This window comes from Cupriavidus sp. 05L411 (genome assembly GCF_056398045.1).
In genome coordinates this window covers 1-16,139 of record NZ_JBFTOQ010000084.1, presented here as the reverse complement: position 1 = coordinate 16,139, position 16,139 = coordinate 1, and the positions used below count along the sequence as shown (strand labels likewise).

At 62.2% G+C, this 16,139-nt stretch carries 11 protein-coding genes and 4 pseudogenes; 5 read left to right on the top strand and 10 right to left on the bottom strand.

What is annotated here, in order from left to right:
• Positions 1 to 191: 191 nt before the first annotated feature.
• A pseudogene (locus tag AC1DQR_RS39065) lies at positions 192 to 335 on the bottom strand (zinc ribbon domain-containing protein); the annotation flags it as partial.
• Between the two features lie 91 nt (positions 336 to 426).
• On the opposite strand from AC1DQR_RS39065, the gene AC1DQR_RS39060 reads away from it, so the two are divergent.
• On the top strand, positions 427 to 681 hold the full coding sequence (locus AC1DQR_RS39060; protein ID WP_416046948.1) for a hypothetical protein: 255 nt from the start codon (positions 427 to 429) through the stop codon (positions 679 to 681).
• A 37-nt stretch (positions 682 to 718) separates the two neighbouring features.
• Here the strand turns inward: AC1DQR_RS39060 and AC1DQR_RS39055 are convergent.
• The 3 genes and pseudogenes from AC1DQR_RS39055 to AC1DQR_RS39045 all read right to left on the bottom strand — a co-directional run bounded on the left by AC1DQR_RS39055 (position 719) and on the right by AC1DQR_RS39045 (position 3,356).
• A pseudogene (locus AC1DQR_RS39055) lies at positions 719 to 1,332 on the bottom strand (glycine zipper 2TM domain-containing protein).
• 217 nt (positions 1,333 to 1,549) lie between these two features.
• Positions 1,550 to 2,020: a hypothetical protein gene (locus AC1DQR_RS39050; RefSeq protein WP_416046950.1), complete on the bottom strand. Its 471-nt coding sequence runs from the start codon at positions 2,018 to 2,020 to the stop codon at positions 1,550 to 1,552.
• Positions 2,021 to 2,195: 175 nt separating this feature from the next.
• Positions 2,196 to 3,356 (bottom strand): ABC transporter permease, encoded by a 1,161-nt coding sequence (locus tag AC1DQR_RS39045; protein WP_477135019.1) that lies wholly within the window; start codon positions 3,354 to 3,356, stop codon positions 2,196 to 2,198.
• Between AC1DQR_RS39045 and AC1DQR_RS39040 the strand changes: the two genes are divergently transcribed.
• Positions 3,356 to 3,808 (top strand): helix-turn-helix domain-containing protein, encoded by a 453-nt coding sequence (locus AC1DQR_RS39040; protein WP_416046952.1) that lies wholly within the window; start codon positions 3,356 to 3,358, stop codon positions 3,806 to 3,808. The genes AC1DQR_RS39045 and AC1DQR_RS39040 overlap by 1 nt on opposite strands.
• A 29-nt stretch (positions 3,809 to 3,837) precedes the next feature.
• Here the strand turns inward: AC1DQR_RS39040 and AC1DQR_RS39035 are convergent.
• Together AC1DQR_RS39035 and AC1DQR_RS39030 are read right to left on the bottom strand one after the other, a co-directional pair.
• Positions 3,838 to 4,032, bottom strand: a pseudogene (locus tag AC1DQR_RS39035) (IS630 family transposase); the annotation flags it as partial.
• A gap of 2 nt (positions 4,033 to 4,034) precedes the next feature.
• Positions 4,035 to 4,301, bottom strand: a pseudogene (locus tag AC1DQR_RS39030) (winged helix-turn-helix domain-containing protein); the annotation flags it as partial.
• Positions 4,302 to 4,796: 495 nt separating this feature from the next.
• Between AC1DQR_RS39030 and AC1DQR_RS39025 the strand changes: the two are divergent.
• On the top strand, positions 4,797 to 6,773 hold the full coding sequence (locus AC1DQR_RS39025) for an acid phosphatase (protein ID WP_416046953.1): 1,977 nt from the start codon (positions 4,797 to 4,799) through the stop codon (positions 6,771 to 6,773).
• 198 nt (positions 6,774 to 6,971) lie between these two features.
• Here AC1DQR_RS39025 and AC1DQR_RS39020 read toward each other — a convergent pair whose 3' ends face one another.
• The 4 genes from AC1DQR_RS39020 to AC1DQR_RS39005 form a co-directional block, all read right to left on the bottom strand.
• A complete protein-coding gene (locus AC1DQR_RS39020) occupies positions 6,972 to 7,517 on the bottom strand; it encodes a VOC family protein (protein WP_477135018.1) in 546 nt (181 codons plus the stop codon).
• An 80-nt stretch (positions 7,518 to 7,597) separates the two neighbouring features.
• The gene (locus AC1DQR_RS39015) at positions 7,598 to 7,792 is read right to left on the bottom strand and encodes a DUF2783 domain-containing protein (RefSeq protein WP_416046954.1); all 195 of its coding nucleotides are present in this window, start codon (positions 7,790 to 7,792) and stop codon (positions 7,598 to 7,600) included.
• 22 nt (positions 7,793 to 7,814) lie between these two features.
• Positions 7,815 to 9,506: an FAD-dependent monooxygenase gene (locus AC1DQR_RS39010; protein ID WP_477135017.1), complete on the bottom strand. Its 1,692-nt coding sequence runs from the start codon at positions 9,504 to 9,506 to the stop codon at positions 7,815 to 7,817.
• Between the two features lie 121 nt (positions 9,507 to 9,627).
• On the bottom strand, positions 9,628 to 10,992 hold the full coding sequence (locus AC1DQR_RS39005) for an MFS transporter (protein ID WP_477135016.1): 1,365 nt from the start codon (positions 10,990 to 10,992) through the stop codon (positions 9,628 to 9,630).
• A 340-nt stretch (positions 10,993 to 11,332) separates the two neighbouring features.
• On the opposite strand from AC1DQR_RS39005, the gene AC1DQR_RS39000 reads away from it, so the two are divergent.
• Positions 11,333 to 11,779 carry a MarR family winged helix-turn-helix transcriptional regulator gene (locus AC1DQR_RS39000; protein ID WP_416046956.1) on the top strand — a complete coding sequence of 149 codons (447 nt, stop codon included), beginning with the start codon at positions 11,333 to 11,335 and terminating at the stop codon, positions 11,777 to 11,779.
• 251 nt (positions 11,780 to 12,030) lie between these two features.
• Positions 12,031 to 15,525, top strand: a complete 3,495-nt coding sequence (locus AC1DQR_RS38995) for an SNF2-related protein (RefSeq protein WP_416046957.1) — start codon at positions 12,031 to 12,033, stop codon at positions 15,523 to 15,525.
• Positions 15,526 to 16,139 lie beyond the last annotated feature (614 nt).

Sequence of the window (16,139 nt, the reverse complement as noted above, 5' to 3'; positions counted from 1 at the left end):
GGTTTGGGTTTGACAATGCTGGTCGTCCCGAAGGATCACGTGCCTCTTCTTGAGCAAGCCGCATCTCATGCAGCGCGCGAGTCTAAGGCGTACGAAGTAGGGGGAGCGAGGGATTTGGAATGGGACTAATTGCCGTCCCGGCACGGCAACTAGCATGCGGCAATCGCGAAATGGGACTTTCTCTGCAATGCGCCGCACGCCACGCACGCGAACTTAGCCTGTGTCCTGCGATTGCCGGCCGAAACGTGGCCGCAGCATGGTCAGGTCCGACTTGTGTTTTGCGGCGGCACGGCAATGAGCCAACCGCCACTCCACGCCAGCTTGTAGTTCAGCTGCGCGAGGGCTGTGATGATCCGATCTTCGTTGGCCAGAACCGACGGTCTGTATGAGGCCGCGAACCCCCGTCCAAGCTTCAGGCGCTGCACCATGGCCTCCGGCTCGCTGGCGTTGATGCGCAAGGTCTCGCTGCTCTTGCCGTGGCTGTGGCGAGCGGCTTGGGAAACGGCCCTCGCCACCGCTGCGTTGGTCGCCCTGCTATTTGCCGCTCTGTGCTTCATTGTCACGACGGTAAATCTGTCCCTGCTAACGCTGCAACTTGTCTCGTGCCTGACTATCGCGATGTTGATTATCGGCGTCTGGACCATCGCGTCTTTCAACCAGCTCTCCGATCGGCGGGGCTAAGGCCGCGTTGGCATCGTCGGCCGCTTCGGCCATGACCTCACACGGTACCGGTGATTCCGCCATTTTCAACGCGCACCCGCTGGCCCACCCCCACATCGGGCTGCTGATGGTAGGTGACGACACGGCTTGATCCGTCTTCCATGCGCACGCGTACCTGGTATTCGGTGTCACTGCGTACACGCTGCTCGACCATATTGCCGGCGACCCCGCCGCCAAGGGCGCCCAGGACGGTTGCCACCGTTCGGCCGTTGCCCCCACCGATCTGGTGCCCGAGCAGGCCGCCAGCCACCGCGCCACCCACCGCGCCCAGCCCACTGGCCTGGCCCTGCTGTGTGATGGGCGTGATGGATTCGACGGTGCCCACGTTACTGTTGATGGCTACATGCTGTTGCCAGCCAGGCGAGGCGGCACGCTCGGCATGGGCAGCATGGGAAACCGTACGGATGCGCGGGCGGGCGACGGCCGGGGCTGCCGGTTGCATCGTGCCGTAAGCGGGCGTCATGCCGGATGCCATCGCAGCCGGGGGGGGCTGCGGTGCCAAAGGCGTCATGTCGTTACCGTGAACCGTAGGCAGGAGCCCCGTCATCGCGGCCACGCCGATCAGCTTGCAACGATGACGGCGCCCGCTGCGGTGGCGATCAGCGGATGCAGGCGATCGGGTTGTTACCTCGTGTTTTCCATTTCGACCTCAGTGAAGTTACTGCGCTGTTCGGCTTGCGAGGCAGCAATGCAGCCCTGCAAAAAGACGAAGAGACCAAGCTTGCCTTTCGGCTAGTCTGCCTCTTCGAAAAGCTCCCGCACCCGAGCCGCTGTCACCATGGCCTTTTGGCCGGGCAACGTACCCTCCCGTCCATCGGGCAGGAGCTGTTTAATGCTTCTTGGTCTTATCCACTTTGGCACTGGCTGCAGCCTTGTCGGCGTCGGCTTGTGCATCGACCTTCGCCTTGTCTGCCTTGGCCTGCGCCTTGTCTGCATCATTGCTTGCCTCGACTTTCGTCTTGTGGGCCTTTGCTTGCGCGACGTTCTTGTCCTTGCTTGCCTTCATTTGCGCCTTGGTCGCCTTGTCGGGGGCGCCCTTGGTCGACACGGCCTTCGCGTTGTCCACTTGAGCCTCAGCGGCTGCCTTGTTTGCATCGGCCTGGGCTCCCACCTTCTCCTTGTTGGCGCTGGCCTGAGCCTTAGCCGCATCGCTCTGCGCCTCCACCTTCTTCTTGTCGGCCTTTGCCTGGCTCTTGGTCGGCTCGGATTGGGGATGGGCCGCGGAAGCAGGAACACCAGTCTGTGCGAAGACGGTGGTGACGAGCGCGGCGGACGCGAGAGCAGCGAAAAGTTTCTTCATGACTAGGACTCCTTGAGAATGAATCAACGGCTCGGCGATACGCCGCGCTTATGAGCAAGAACGGTATCCTCGGAGCTGCCGTTGACCCTCAAGTCGTGACAATCCGTAAGTTCTGCAACCGGGATACGAGCATTGCCGATTCCGGCTTCCGCCAATGCGGGAAGGCCGCTTCTTGTCATAGCCCGCGCATCCGTTGCACCGCGGGGATGTGCGTCTGCCTGAGCGCGGCCGTCACGGCTAACACGACCGAGGCCAAGGCCACGGCGACCAGCGCACCCAGGTAGAGCCACGGCGCGCTCAGAAACTCGGGAGGGGGATCAAACACGCCCGTCAACAGCTTGACCAGCATCCAGGCAAGCGCAAAGCCGGTCAGTGTTCCGATGCTGGTCCCCGCTACAAAGAGCAGGAGCGCCTCGCTCCAGAGAAATGCGCCAAGCTGCGCAGGTGTTGCACCCAGGGCAGACAGAATCGCGAAGGTGCGCCGCCGGTCGGCCAGGCCCAGGGCGAGAACAAGGCCGGTTGCGCCGGCCACCATGAGAACGGCGAAACCGAGTTCCAGCCGCGTCAGTCCGGCGAGGTCCACCGCCGTGAGGCTGGATCCGATGACGCGTCGAGCCTGGTCAATGTCGGTCACCTTGACCCCCGGTAACGCGGCGACGACGGCCCGTGCAGCCATCGCAACTTGCGCGGGAGTGGGCGTCTTCAATAACACCAGCTCGGCCGCATCGGCGTGGGTTTTCTGGGCGACATAACGCGCATTGGCCACCAGGAAGGAATAGCGAGGCGCGGTTGGAAATTCCCGAGCGACGCCAATGAAGTGGAAGGGCACGACGTGATATTGATGATCCTTTGCGCTCTGAATCCGCAAGTTGATCTGATCGCCGAGATGCAGCTGGAAATCCTTGACGGTTTCTTCCGACACTAGAATGCCGTCGGGGGTTCGCGCGAGCAGATCGAGCGTGCCTTTCGCATTCCCACCCTCGAAGAACGCATTGGACATTCTCGTCGCTTCGCCAATGCGCGCGGCATCTATCCCGTATAGGTCCTGCAGGTCCGTGCGGACGTAGGCAAACCGGTGCTGCATCGCCTGCGCAGCGCTCACGCCGGGCAGGGCAGCGAGCTCCTGTAGCCTGGTTGATGCGGGCGTCTGCGAGGTACCGGTGACCGTCACATCGGCACCGTTCGTGAGTTCTGCGTCAATGCGCGCGTGCGCGTTGTAGGTGGTGTTGAAGACGGCGGTCGACGTCGCGAAAGCGAAAGCCAGTGCCACCAAGGCGATGCCCTGCGTCATTCGCCTGCGCTGACGGTACAGAGCAGCGGCAACGACGCCTGCCATTGAGCGACGCGCTGCTAGTTGTCAGGAGAGACCTGGGCCAGGGCATCTCAAGCGACGTGGCGGAGAGCCTGACAGCGAAGTGGAAGGTCAGGCTGGTGCAGCCGCCAAATGACGATAGCGACCATAGCGTGGCCGATAGGATGCGCAATGCGGCACGCTGGCTACATGAGAACTTCGAACGCCCAATCTCCGTTGCCGATGTCGCCAGAATTGCTTCCATGAGTGAGCGCCACTTTCTGCGCTGCTTTAAATTGCAGATGGGCACTCTTCCCTCGGACTACCTTTTTCAGGTGAGGCTCAGTATGGCGACGCGCCTACTAACTGAAACCGAATTGCCGGTCGACAAGATCGCACGCCGCAGTGGCTTTAGCAACGGCGACCGGCTCGCCAAGATCTTTCGAAAGCGGTTGTCTGTCTCGCCAATTGAGTTCCGAAACCATAGTCGCTGCTAGTCTCCCATTCCGCTGATTCGTTCGCAAAATCAGTTGACCGGGGCGAGGATCGAATCAGCGGTAGCGGTCCAAGTGAAAGGTTTGAAATTCTGGCTGTAGTGAGCGAAGAAGGCATCGATCTCTTGAACCAGTTCCCTGACCGAGGTGAAGGAGCCGCGACGGATTGCCTTGTCAGTGATGATCGAGAAGAGGCGTTCGACTTGATTCAACCAGGAACTGTAGGTTACTCATCCGGAAAGTAGACTGTTGCCCCCACCGCCCGTGCCTCAGCCTGGATCTGCGGATAAGTCTCCGATTCCCACTGTCGCTCCAGTGCAGCGCCCTGCTGCCAAGGCTGATAGAGCGGCTTCTGCGCACTAAACCGCAATAGCTTCATGATTCGGTTGACCGAGGCCGGCAATAACTTCTTGCCGAACTCGCGATGGATCAACTCAGCGAAGAACGACAGGGACCAGAGCGGATCACGCGCCGCTCCTTGAGCAAGCCGCATCTCATGCTGCGCGCGAGTCTAAGGCGTACGAAGTAGGGCGGCCAAGGGATTTGGAATGGGACAAATTGCCGTCACGCATGGCAACTTGCAAGCAAAAGAGATTGATCTAGACGATCGCGAACGGGGGGAATTTTGCTGCAACGGTAGGTAGGGAAAGAATGCGGACTTTGCTATTCCTCTGCCAGAGTTGGAACACAATTACCGCAATTAACCGCCAATATTAGAAATCGTCAATCAATCCTGCAAGACGAGCAGTTCCGCTTGGGAGGAGCTTCTGGCAGCCAGTCAAGCATTCTCGACAGTCTAAGTAGTCATCATTCATCCACCTGAACTTGGCTAGCAGGGGTCAACGGCGATGACCTCAGTCGACGGAGCTGAGACGAAGTCGTTCCCATTGCGCAGTGCACCATAAAAGTGCATTAAGAGTCATAACCGGTTCACAAAGACTGTGTAGCATCCCGCCGATCCCAATGTCCCGGGCCCCTGCGCCCACATCTCATGTTTCCTCCAAGTTCCCTCCGTGTCCTAACCGCCGCGCTGATCGGCGCCATGTTGCTGACTGCCTGCGGCGGTGGCGACGATGCCCCCGCGACTTCCGCGCTAGCGCAGCCGCTGTCGATACCGGCGGCACCCAAGGACCTGGGCTTCGCCGATTCCGCACCGGTGGCCGACCAGGCCGCCGTGCTGCCCTTCGTGGACTACGCCTACACCAACCAGCGCGGCGACGCGCGCTACGCCACCAAAGAGACCAATGCCGGCGTGCGCGTGCTAAGCGGCTTCCTGGATTTGTGGAAACCCTCCACCCTGATCGTCGACGCAGGCGTCACGGCGCCCGCCAACGGCAGCTTCCCCGCAGTGGTGGCATCCAGCTGGACCGGCATTCCGGGTGACAGTACCGACGGCACCATCCTCAACGCCAGCGTGCTCGGTGCCAACATCCAGTACGTGGCCAATGTGACCGCACAGCGCACCGCCGCGCAGGAACTGGCTGCCTACCTGGACGACCGTCGTAACAAGGGGTACAGCGTCAGCGACGGCCTGGGCCCGCTGACGGCCACCTGGCAGTCGGCCGCGCAACAGACCACCACCATCACCAGCATCGCGAGCGACGCCACCACCGTGCTGTACAACGACGGCGGCAACAACGTCGGCGTGGGTGGCAGCACCAACACCAGCTTCGGCACCGTGGTGGACTTTGTCAGCAACATCGGCGAGAACGGCTCCACGGAGCCAGCCAAGCGCTTCTACAAATACGCGCGGCCGTGGCGCTGGAGCAGCGGTGTCAACGTCGTCCCCGCGCTGGTGCCGGCCAAGAGCGTCACGCCCGCCACCGATGGCGGCTTCACCAGCGGCCACACCGCCGAAGCCGTGCGTGACGCCATCGCCATGGCCTATGCCGTACCGGAGCGCTTCCAGGAAATGGTCACACGCGGTCTGGAACTGGGCGAGAACCGCATCGTCGCGGGCATGCACTCGCCGCTGGACGTGGTCAGTGGCCGCATGCTTGGCCAAGCTACCGCCGCGGCTAGCATCGCCACCGGCGCTAACGCTGCGCGCAAGACCGCCGCTTATGACCAGGCCCATAGCACGCTGATGGCCGCGACCAAGGCTGACACGAAGCTGGCCTTCAACGACTTCGCGCATTCCGGCACCACGGCCACCGACCGCTTCGCGGACTACGCCACCAACAAGGCCAACTACAACCGCCGCATGACTTTTGGCTTCGCGCAGATCGCCGATACCACCAAGCCGGCGGTGGTCCCCAAGAGCGCCGAGGTGCTGCTGGAAACGCGCCTGCCTTACCTGGATGCCAACCAGCGCCGCGTGGTATTGAAGACCACCGCGATGCCGTCGGGCTATCCTGTGATGGACGACGCAGAGGGCTGGGGACGTATCAACCTGTTCGCCGCGGCTGATGGCTACGGTGCCTTCAACGGCGACGTGGTGGTCAACATGGATGCATCTCTGGGCGGCTTCAATGCGCTCGACACTTGGCGCAATGACATTACAGGTGCGGGCAAGCTGAACAAGCAGGGCAGTGGCACGCTGCGTCTGGGTGGTACCAATAGCTACTCCGGCGGCACGCAGGTATCGGCCGGCATGCTGCAGGCAGTCTCGGCCACCGCATTCGGCAAGGGCGACGTCTATCTCGGCGGCGGCACGCTGGCTTCCAGCGCCGACGCGCAACTGGTGATTGCCGGCGCGTTCACACAGCTGCCCAACTCCACACTGCAATTGGACGTGGGCAGCGGCGGCGCCGGCCGTCTCGCGATCAGCGGCATCACTACCGTGGCCGGTGGCACGCTGGCGGTGAACTTCCGCAGTGGCTTCCGCCCGTCGGTGGGGGACACTATCAGCCTGCTCTCCAGTAGCAGCCTGAAGGGGCAGTTCACCACCATCTCGGTGCCGGGCTACAAGACCACGGCCATCTACACGGCTACGGGTTTGTCGGTGCGGATTGACGGGACGCTCTGATGTTGTGACGACGAATGCTGCCTTCGGGCGGCTTTCTTGGTTTCCCGTGACGTGTCCATGCCGGTGGGTTTCGGTCTCCCGCCAACGGGCCTAATGGCTGGCGCATCCGGCATTGGCGGATGCGCCCCAGGCGCGCAAGGCCAGACCGTGCGTTTCGTTCAGAGTAGTCATGATGGATTCCTAAGGTCGATGCGACGATCACTGGCCCAACGCGGCCATGCCGCCGTCGTGCATCCAGGCAGCGTGCTTGGGCGCACGCTTGGTCTTGGACCATTCATCGAGCATTTCCCACTTGACGTCATCGAGCTTGCGCATCATCTCGGGCGTGGCGGTATTGGCCGCCAGTTCCAGCCGGTGGCCGTTCGGGTCGAAAAGGTAGATCGACTGGAAGATGGTGTGGTCGGCAGGGCCCAGAACATCGATGCCCGCGGTTTCCAGGCGCTGCTTGGTGGCCAGCAGCGTCTCCAGCGAGTCGACTTCCAGCGCCAGATGCTGCACCCAGGCGGGCGTGTTGCGGTCGCGATCCATCGGCGCCTGGCTGGGCAGTTCGAAGAAGACCAGGATGTTGCCCTGTCCGGCATCAAGGAAGATGTGCATATAGGGATCCGGCGCCTTGGTCGAGGGCACTTCGTCCTCGGCGATGGCCAGCACGAACTTCATGTCCAGGTGCTCCTGGTGCCACTCTACGGTTTGCTTGGCGTCGATGCAGCGGTAGACGACGTGGTGGACTTTCTTGATCAGCATGGGGAACTCCTTGGTGTGGTGGGCGGGCGCCGCGACAGAGCATGAGGTTCGCCGCCGCGAAGACGGCAGGCCTGGGCGCTTTACAGGTTCTTCAGCGCGACCTCCACGTGCTGCTGGAATTGCTCCGGCGCGCCCAGCGCATTGGCGTTGAGCAGCGCCAGCTTGACCAGGAACAGTTGCGCCTTGTCCGCGCCGGCCTGGTCGATGGCGGTGGCCAGGGTGTCATAAACAGCTTCCAGGCCGGGGATGCTCAAGGTTTTGTGAGGCGCAGTCATGGGACTCTCTCCTAATGGATCTTCACTGGGGCAGGGCGGTGTTCAGGGCGGCTTGCAGGCGCGTGGCGTCCAGCGTCAGCCAACGCGCGCACACGTGCTGGTCGGGGCGCAGCAGATAACCCGCGCCGCTGGCCTGCACCCCATAGCGACGGCGGAAGTGGCCATCGGCGTCGGCGAACGTCAGGTCGGCGCCGGCCACCGGGCTAGCGGCTCCGACGGCGATGACGCGTATCGGCACGCCGCGCTCGCGGGTAGCGGCCACTACGCTTTGCAACGCTTCGGGCACGGCGTCGGCCTCGGTGAAGTACATCAGGTCGAAGCCGCCGCCAAGATGGTCTAGCAGGTAGTCGTTGGCCGCCAGGCGGATGTTTTGCGGCGGGGCGCCGTGGGCCGGGCCATGCACGAACAACGCGTTGTCGTCACCGGGGCAATTGAGCACTGAAGCCGTGTACTCGTGCGGCCGCGAGGTGCGCCAGTGGTACAGCGGGCGTACGAACTTCTCGGTCAGCGAGAGCGACAGCACGGCGTCACGGAGCAGGCGGAAGCCCTCGCTCGGCGGCGTCATGAAGCGCGTGCTCTTGCCAGCTTCCTCGATGATCTCGCGCGCGGCGCCAACCCGCTCGGCGCTGTGGTTGGCCAGCAGCTTCCGGCCAGCCAGTCCCTTGATCATGAAGGCGAGGTGCCAGGCCAGGGACTGCGCGTCCTGAAAAGCGGTATTGGCGCCGCGCACGCCGAAGATTGGCAGCAGGTGGGCGGCATCGCCGGTAAAGATCACGCGGCCGTGCACGTAGTCGGGCAGCGTCAGCGTACGGGCGGAGTACACCGAGCACCAGTCCATTTCCCACGGGACACCGGCATGGCCGATCATTGCCAACTGGGCATCGATGCGCGTCTTGAGCGAATCGGGCTTGAGCGCGTCTTCGGGCGTTTCGCCGGCGGGCAGCTGGTAGTCGACGCGCCAGATGCCATGTGGCTCGCGGTGCATCAGGATGGTGTTGCCGGGGTTCCACTCCGGGTCGAAGTAGGCCAGGCGCTCGGTCGGCAGCGGCAGGTCGATCTTGATGTCGGCGATGACGAAGAAGCCCTCGTAGGAGGCGCCCTCCATTTGCAGGTCCATCGCGGCGCGGATGCCGGAGCGTCCGCCGTCGGCCGCGACCAGCCACTCGGTCTCCAGCCAATAGGGGCCTTCCGGCGTGTCTACCTCGACGCGCGCGAAATCGGTCTCCTGTTCGACCTTGACCACCTTGTTGCCCCAGCGGAAATCGATCAGCGGGTTCGCCGCGCAGGCATCGAGCAGATACTCCTCCAGGTACTGTTGCTGGATGTTCAGCATCGGGAAGAAGCGGTCGTCGCCGTCGTGCGGGGCTTCCATGCGGAAGACGCGCTTGCCGCGGTAGTAGGAGTTGCCGAAGCGCCAGGGCAGGCCGTTCTCGGTCATGCGATCGGCCACGCCGACTTGCTGCAGGATTTCCATCGAGCGGCGCGTGAAGACTATGGCGCGGCTGCCCTGGGACACCTGCAGCTCCGAGGTGACGACGACGCTGGGCACGCCGTGGCGGGCCAGTTCCAGGGCGGCGACCATGCCCGCCGGGCCGGAGCCGGCAATGACCACCTTCTTGCGGTCCTGCTTCGGGTGGGCGCAAGCCAACCAAGGCTTGAACAGCTGGTAGTCGTAGTAGATCGAAGGACGGGCTTCGGTGGTGGGCAGATGCATGGACTTGACTCCAATTCAATGGAATGGGGGACGTAGCGTGTGGCAGCTACGACGTCGCTTCGCGGTTGGTCAATGGGTAACCATTCAGCAGGCAATGGAGGTCGGGTGATGAACTCCGGGCTCAGGTCGTTGGCTTGAGCGTGCGCGGAATCGGCAAGACCAGGAAAACGACGCTGCCCGCCACCAGCAGGGCAACCGCGTAGAGCAGGCCTGTGTTGAAACTGCGCGTGACGTCCTTCAGCCAACCCACGACCAGCGGATTGAGAGCGGAGCCAAGGTTGCCGGTCGCGTTGATCACCGCGATGCCCAGGGCACGCGCGGCGAAGCTCAACGCATGGTCCGGTGTGGTCCAGAAGATGGACATGGCGGTATAGGCGCCGGTGGAAGCCAGACACACGCCCAGCAGTTGCACCGCGGGTAGCGACGAATACGCCGTCAGCAGCCAGCCTGCCGCCGCGCACAGCATCGGCAGGACGGTGTGCCAGCGGCGCTCCTGCGCGCGGTCCGAGCGCCGGCCCCACCAGATCATGCCGATGATCGTGCATACCTGGGGAATCGCCGCCAGCAGCCCGATCGTGGTGTTGGTGGCGCCGCCGGCGAAGCTCTTGACGATCAGCGGTGTCCACACGGCTACCATGGCGAGGCTGTTGACCAGGCAGAAATAGGCCAGCGAGAACTTCAGCACAGCGGCGGAGGTCAGTTCAGACCAAAGGCTGCACGACGTTTCGTCAAAGCCTTGCGCCACGGGGTCAGCCCGATGCTCGGCAGCCAGCATCTGCGCGAGCGTTTGCTTCTCGCCCGGCGAGAGCCAGCGCGCTTGCGCCGGCGTGTCATTGAGATAGAAATAGACGATCACGCCCAGCACTGAGGCCGGCAACCCTTCGAGCAGGAATAGCCACTGCCAGCCCTTGAGCTCGTACAGCCCGTCCATGCCGAGGATCAGACCGGAGGCTGCCGAACCGAACGCGGCCGTGACCGGCATGGCGATCATGAACAGGGCATTGGCGCGAGCCCGATATGCCGTCGGGAACCAGAAGGTCAGGTACAGCAGCATGCCAGGGAGGAAGCCAGCCTCGGTGATACCAACCAGCACCCGAAGCCAGTACAGCGTGTGCGCATCCGTGGCGAATAAGGTGGCAGTGGAGGCCACGCCCCAGGCAACCATGATTGCTGCGATCCAGCGTCGCGCGCCGACGCGTGCCAGGATGGCATTGCTCGGCACGCCGCAGGCGATGTAGGCCAGGTAGAACAGGGTGGTGGCCAGGCCGAACTGGGTGCCGGTCAGCCCTAGGTCCTTCATCATCGTCAGGCCGGCGAAGCCGATGTTGATGCGATCCAGGAAGGACACCACGAACAAGAGAAACAGGAACCACAGCAGATGGCGCGATACCTTGGCGATAACGAGCCGGGCTTCGGCAGTGGAGTGACTTGCGGTCAACGTTACGGCGGCGTCCGCGGGTTGTGGGGCTGCAATGGGTAATGTCACGGGATTTGTCTCCTACGGTGCCGCCGTCGGCTGGATGAATGGATGAATGACGAACACGACGACCTCGCACAATCTGATACGTGGCCGATGTGGGCTGGTCTGGCGCAGCGCTTGTCAGACACGGTTCGTTTATTAGTTGCGCACGCAACCAGTATGTGCCAATGGGGCGGCAGTCGGCACTAGGGGTTTATACTTGTTGCGTGCGCAACTAAATGCAATGAGTAATGAGGGCAAGCCCGAGATCGTGCAGACAGCCGTTGAACGGCCTGTTTGATTGAGTCCGCAACCAGTCAGCTGTATAGTTTCCGCATCATTTTTTTGCCTTGAGAGGTACCTGCCGGTGACTTCCAGATACATCCCAATCGCCCTTGACCGCACTTTGACGCACCGCCTGCACGAACTCACCAAGCTCACTGACCGGATCACGCAGCAGGCTTATGAAGCAGAAGTGGGCATTCCGATGCACGAAGGGCGGTGTCTGGCCGCGATTGGCTCGTTCAGCCCGTTATCGGTCAACGATCTGGCGCGTCGCGCGAATCTGGACAAGGGGCAGGCGAGCCGTGCGGCGCAGTCGCTGGTCGACCAGGGGCTAGTGCGCAAGGCGGCGAGTGCCACGGATGGCCGCGGCGTCGTCCTGACGGTGACGAACAAGGGGGAGCGTATCTGGCTGCGGGCGATGGCCCTGATTGAGCGCCGCAATGCTGAAATCGTATCCTGTCTTGATGCCGCCGAGCAGGAGCAATTCGATCACCTGCTTGAGCGCTTGGTCTCACATGCCCGAGAGTGACCCTGCTTCGGCTGCAGAGCGCGCCACTCAGTCCCGTGCGTGCTGCTGGTATTGATGGCGGCTGTCTTCGGCCGGTTGGCCACCGCCGCCGCCAGATGACCAGTTCCAATCTCATCTCGATCGATGGAATCCTTCCGTTGCCGGAGAATGCACTCGTCGCGTCGCCACTTAGCCCCCTTTGGCGCGCTCTCTCCAACTTGAACTGCATTTCCCTGAGAAAATTCCCTCAATGATGACGCGACTTTGACACAGTGACACGACAAGCTTTCGGTAAAACGTGGTGGGGCGAGCAGTGGCTCAACGCCCTGACGCACATCGACTATGACAACCGCCTGCCGCGCGGACGGAACTACGCGAACAAAGGGGCAGTCAAGGATCTTGTCGTCAGGGATGGAACCATTCGCGCCCTGGTGCAAGGTTCCCGGCCACGCCCCTACCAGGTGACGATCGCCGTGCCGCCGCTCTCAAGGAAGGACTCGGCGCGGCTTCTGGATGACATTGCGACCGATCCTGCCTTGATCGCCAAGATGCTCAATCGGGAACTGGATCCGACAGTTCTGGATCGGGCTCGCAAACTTGGTATTTCCGTCTTTCCCGGGCATTGGAAGGACCTCGATATGCAATGCTCCTGCCCGGATTGGGCTGTGCCTTGCAAACACCTGGCTGCGGCAATTTACCTGTTGAGCCGGGAAATCGATGGCAATCCGTTCCTGGTGTTCGCATTGCGGGGCGTCGACCTGGCGCAAGCCTTGAAATCACGCGACATTCATCTGGAGCCGGGAGCTGGGGCCATCCTGCCCACATTGGCCGGAATGCTGCCGACAGCGGCAGACGAACCGGTTGATGCGGGAGATCTTTCCGCGCTTGACCAACTTGATCTGTCTGCGATTCCGGACGTGAGCGCGCCGCTCCTGCACGTGCTGCCTGCGCACCCTACATTTTTCACTAACGGGGACTTTCGCGACACATTGCGGCGTGTCCTGGTAAGGGTGGCCAAAGCGGCGCGACTGGCCATGGATTGCGGCGCCGTCGACGCTGGGGGCATCACGCTCACGGCGGACGATCTGCCGATCATCATGCTGGACTCCGAATTGCTCGCATCCGTCTCCGGTACCGAGGACATTGCCACCATTGCTGCCCTGGACACAGCATTGGCTCACATAGAAGCCAGCAACCTGCCAGACATGCAGCCTGGTGTGGCGGCTCTTTATCACGTGCGGCTGATAGCGCTGCAGTTGCTCGCACGTGGCGCCGTGGTCCCCCAGATCCTGGCCGGGGATGCTGGCATAGTGGCGCTGCGCTGGCTTCCGGCCATGCTCGATGGGGTCGTGCACGACCTCATGCAGCGCCTTGTCGCTGCGTTGCCTTCGGGCATGGTCAAGACGGGGAAGGGACGAAAGCGAGCGGCGCTTACTCGCGAGGCTCAGGCAACTTGCCTGTGCTCCCTGTTTTTGAATCACTACGTCCATGCATGGTCCGGCGGCGCCGGCGAAAAGCCTCTGGGCAATAAGACGCTGGCTCTGTTCTTTTGCACCGGGCGAGCAAGCTACTCCGGTCCCGGTGAGCGCGAGATTGCTGCCGGCATTCATACCTGGCTGTCCCGATTCCATCTGGTGCACCGGGAATATTCACCGGTGTTGTGCATTGAAGAGGGACGGGCCGGGCATTTCGGACTGTCACTCTTGGTTGAGCATCGCTCAGCGGCACTGGAGACGCCCATATCGCTGGCCGCGATTCTCGCCGAACAGGCCTGGTCGAAGGCACGATTTGGCATTCTTCAAACGATCGCACTTTTGGCCGAGTGCTTTCCCCCGATCAATGCCTATGTGAGTGCTAGTGCCAAGGCACCTATCAAGATAGCCGCGGATGCGCTGCCGGGCTTGCTGTTCGACACGCTGCCCGTGGTCCGCTTGCTGGGTATTCGCGCACTGTTGCCGAGGGCGCTCGAGCGGTTGCTGCGCCCTCGGTTGTCCATGCAGATCAAAGGTAAGACCACTGACAGCAGCGGCTTCTTTGACGCCGACGATATATTTGCGTTCGACTGGAATGTGGCTGTGGGCGACCATCTGCTGACACGCGCGGAATTCGAACGATTGGTCAAGGATGCCACGGGCGTCGTGCGTTTCAAGGGGACGTACGTCTATTTGGATCCGAATGAGGTCGAGCGCTTGCGTGTGCAGATGGCCAATCCATCGACGCCTGCCGGCGCTGAGTTGCTGCGTGTCGCACTGGCAGGGGAGTTCACCGGGACGACTGTCGGCCTGGATGGCAAGGCCAGAAAGATCATCCAGGACCTTCTGCAAGCGGGCATGGTGCCTTTGCCGCGCGGTATCGACGCCACCTTGCGCCCATACCAACAGCGGGGCTATGCGTGGCTTTATCGGAATGCGCGGGTTGGCCTTGGCAGCGTGATTGCGGACGACATGGGGCTGGGCAAGACATTGCAGGTCATTGCAACGCTGCAGAAACTCAAAGAGGATGGCGCGCTTGACGACGCCAAGGCCCTTGTCATCATGCCGACCAGTTTATTGACCAATTGGCAGAAAGAGATTGGCCGTTTCGCGCCTGGACTGAGCGTCGGCGTCTTCCACGGCAGCAAGCGTGAGCTCGCCGCCGTCCGGCCCGACATCCTGCTGACGACCTACGGCATCGCCCGAACGGCTGGGACTGCCCTGCGTGCATTAGCGTGGCGCGTAGTGGTGGTGGATGAGGCGCAGAATATCAAGAACCCGGCTGCCGCCCAGACCAAGGCCGTGAAGGCGGTCCCGGCCGCCAGCGTGATTGCCATGAGTGGCACGCCGGTGGAGAACCGCATGTCCGAGTACTGGAGCATCCTGGATTTCGCCAACCGGGGCTACCTGGGAAGCCTGAGCCAGTTCGTGCGGGAGTATGCGACGCCTATTCAAATCCAGCGTGATCAGCACGTCGTGCAGCGCTTCAAGCGGGTGACGGCTCCCTTCCTTTTGCGACGCCTGAAATCTGACAAGGCCATCATCAGCGACTTGCCAGACAAGATCGAGCAGGATCAATTCTGTAGGCTGACCAAGGTGCAGACGGCTCTGTATGAATCGGTGGTACAGGAAGGGTTGCGATCCATCGCGGGGGAATCCGACACGTTCAAGCGCCAAGGTTTGGTGCTGCAGATGATGCTGGCATTGAAGCAGATCTGCAATCATCCCTCGCTATATCTGAAACAGAGGCAGGCCGATGCGGCGGTGTCTGGCAAGGCCGAGCGATTTCTTGAGCTCATTGACGATATCCACGCCAGCCATGAAAAAGTGCTGGTGTTCACCCAGTTCCGCGAGATGGGCGACTTGCTATGCCGTTGGTTGCAACAGAGATACGGCCGGGATCCGCTATTTCTCCATGGCGATGTCCCGCGAGCCAGGCGGGATGCGATGGTCGACCGATTCCAGAGCAACCGGACCGAACGGGTGTTCATCCTGTCGCTCAAGGCCGGCGGGACCGGGCTGAACCTGACCGCAGCCTCCAATGTCATCCATTACGACCTCTGGTGGAATCCTGCCGTCGAAGCGCAGGCTACGGACAGGGCCTATCGCATTGGCCAGCAGCGCAACGTTCAGGTCCACCGCTTCATCACGCGCGCGACGTTTGAAGAACGTATCAACGACATGCTTCGAGCGAAGCGGGAACTGGCAGAATTGGTGGTTGGTACTGGCGAACAGTGGATCGGCAATCTCGGCGGGGAAGACCTCAAGGCGCTCTTCAGCCTGGCGAAACGTTGAGAGAGCATTGACTCGATGCTCCCCCCTCCGTACCACAAGGGAGCCGTGACATCACGCCGCGACCGCAACGGAGCGCCCAGTGACATGTGACATGGCAAGCGCTGGTGGAGGCGCTGGAAAGTCAGTTACAGGAGTCGCGTACCCAATTCTCGATGGCACTGGAGCAGTGTCGCTGCGCCACAACGTGCAGGTTGCAGCGGGACCGTGTCACCATCGTTGACCAGTCCGATACCATGGCGCTCGCGCAGCTTCTCGCAGGCCAGGGCCGGGCCGAAGTCGGCATAGCTGTCGCGAATCAGGCCGAGTGCTCGCGCCGCAAGGCCCGGCGGCGCGCCATTGCGTCAGCAGGCCCTCGTCCGTTGCCTGGATCACCTTGAAGCGATCAACTTCGCGCAAACTCATGGTGATCAACCCTCGATCCATTACGGCGCGCTCCCGTCTAACCCAGGCGCTACCAGTATTGGTCGTAACGGCCCGACGAGTACCGTCTTCCGCAATTGAGGCGGTGTAGGCAAGCTCTGGTGTCTTCGCGGGCTGCATAGGCGTCCGCTTAATTTAGGCGGACACCTATGAAGCCACTGCCCGGCCCCATTTCGGAGGGGCGCATCCAGCGA

Excerpts from the sequence above, each read along its gene's own strand:
- AC1DQR_RS39045 (WP_477135019.1), bottom strand. The coding sequence starts at position 3,356 with ATGGCAGGCGTCGTTGCCGCTGCTCTGTACCGTCAGCGCAGGCGAATG.
- AC1DQR_RS39025 (WP_416046953.1), top strand. The coding sequence starts at position 4,797 with ATGTTTCCTCCAAGTTCCCTCCGTGTCCTAACCGCCGCGCTGATCGGC.
- AC1DQR_RS39020 (WP_477135018.1), bottom strand. The coding sequence starts at position 7,517 with ATGCTGATCAAGAAAGTCCACCACGTCGTCTACCGCTGCATCGACGCC.
- AC1DQR_RS39050 (WP_416046950.1), bottom strand. The coding sequence starts at position 2,020 with ATGAAGAAACTTTTCGCTGCTCTCGCGTCCGCCGCGCTCGTCACCACC.
- AC1DQR_RS39060 (WP_416046948.1), top strand. The coding sequence starts at position 427 with ATGGCCTCCGGCTCGCTGGCGTTGATGCGCAAGGTCTCGCTGCTCTTG.
- AC1DQR_RS39015 (WP_416046954.1), bottom strand. The coding sequence starts at position 7,792 with ATGACTGCGCCTCACAAAACCTTGAGCATCCCCGGCCTGGAAGCTGTT.
- AC1DQR_RS39010 (WP_477135017.1), bottom strand. The coding sequence starts at position 9,506 with ATGCATCTGCCCACCACCGAAGCCCGTCCTTCGATCTACTACGACTAC.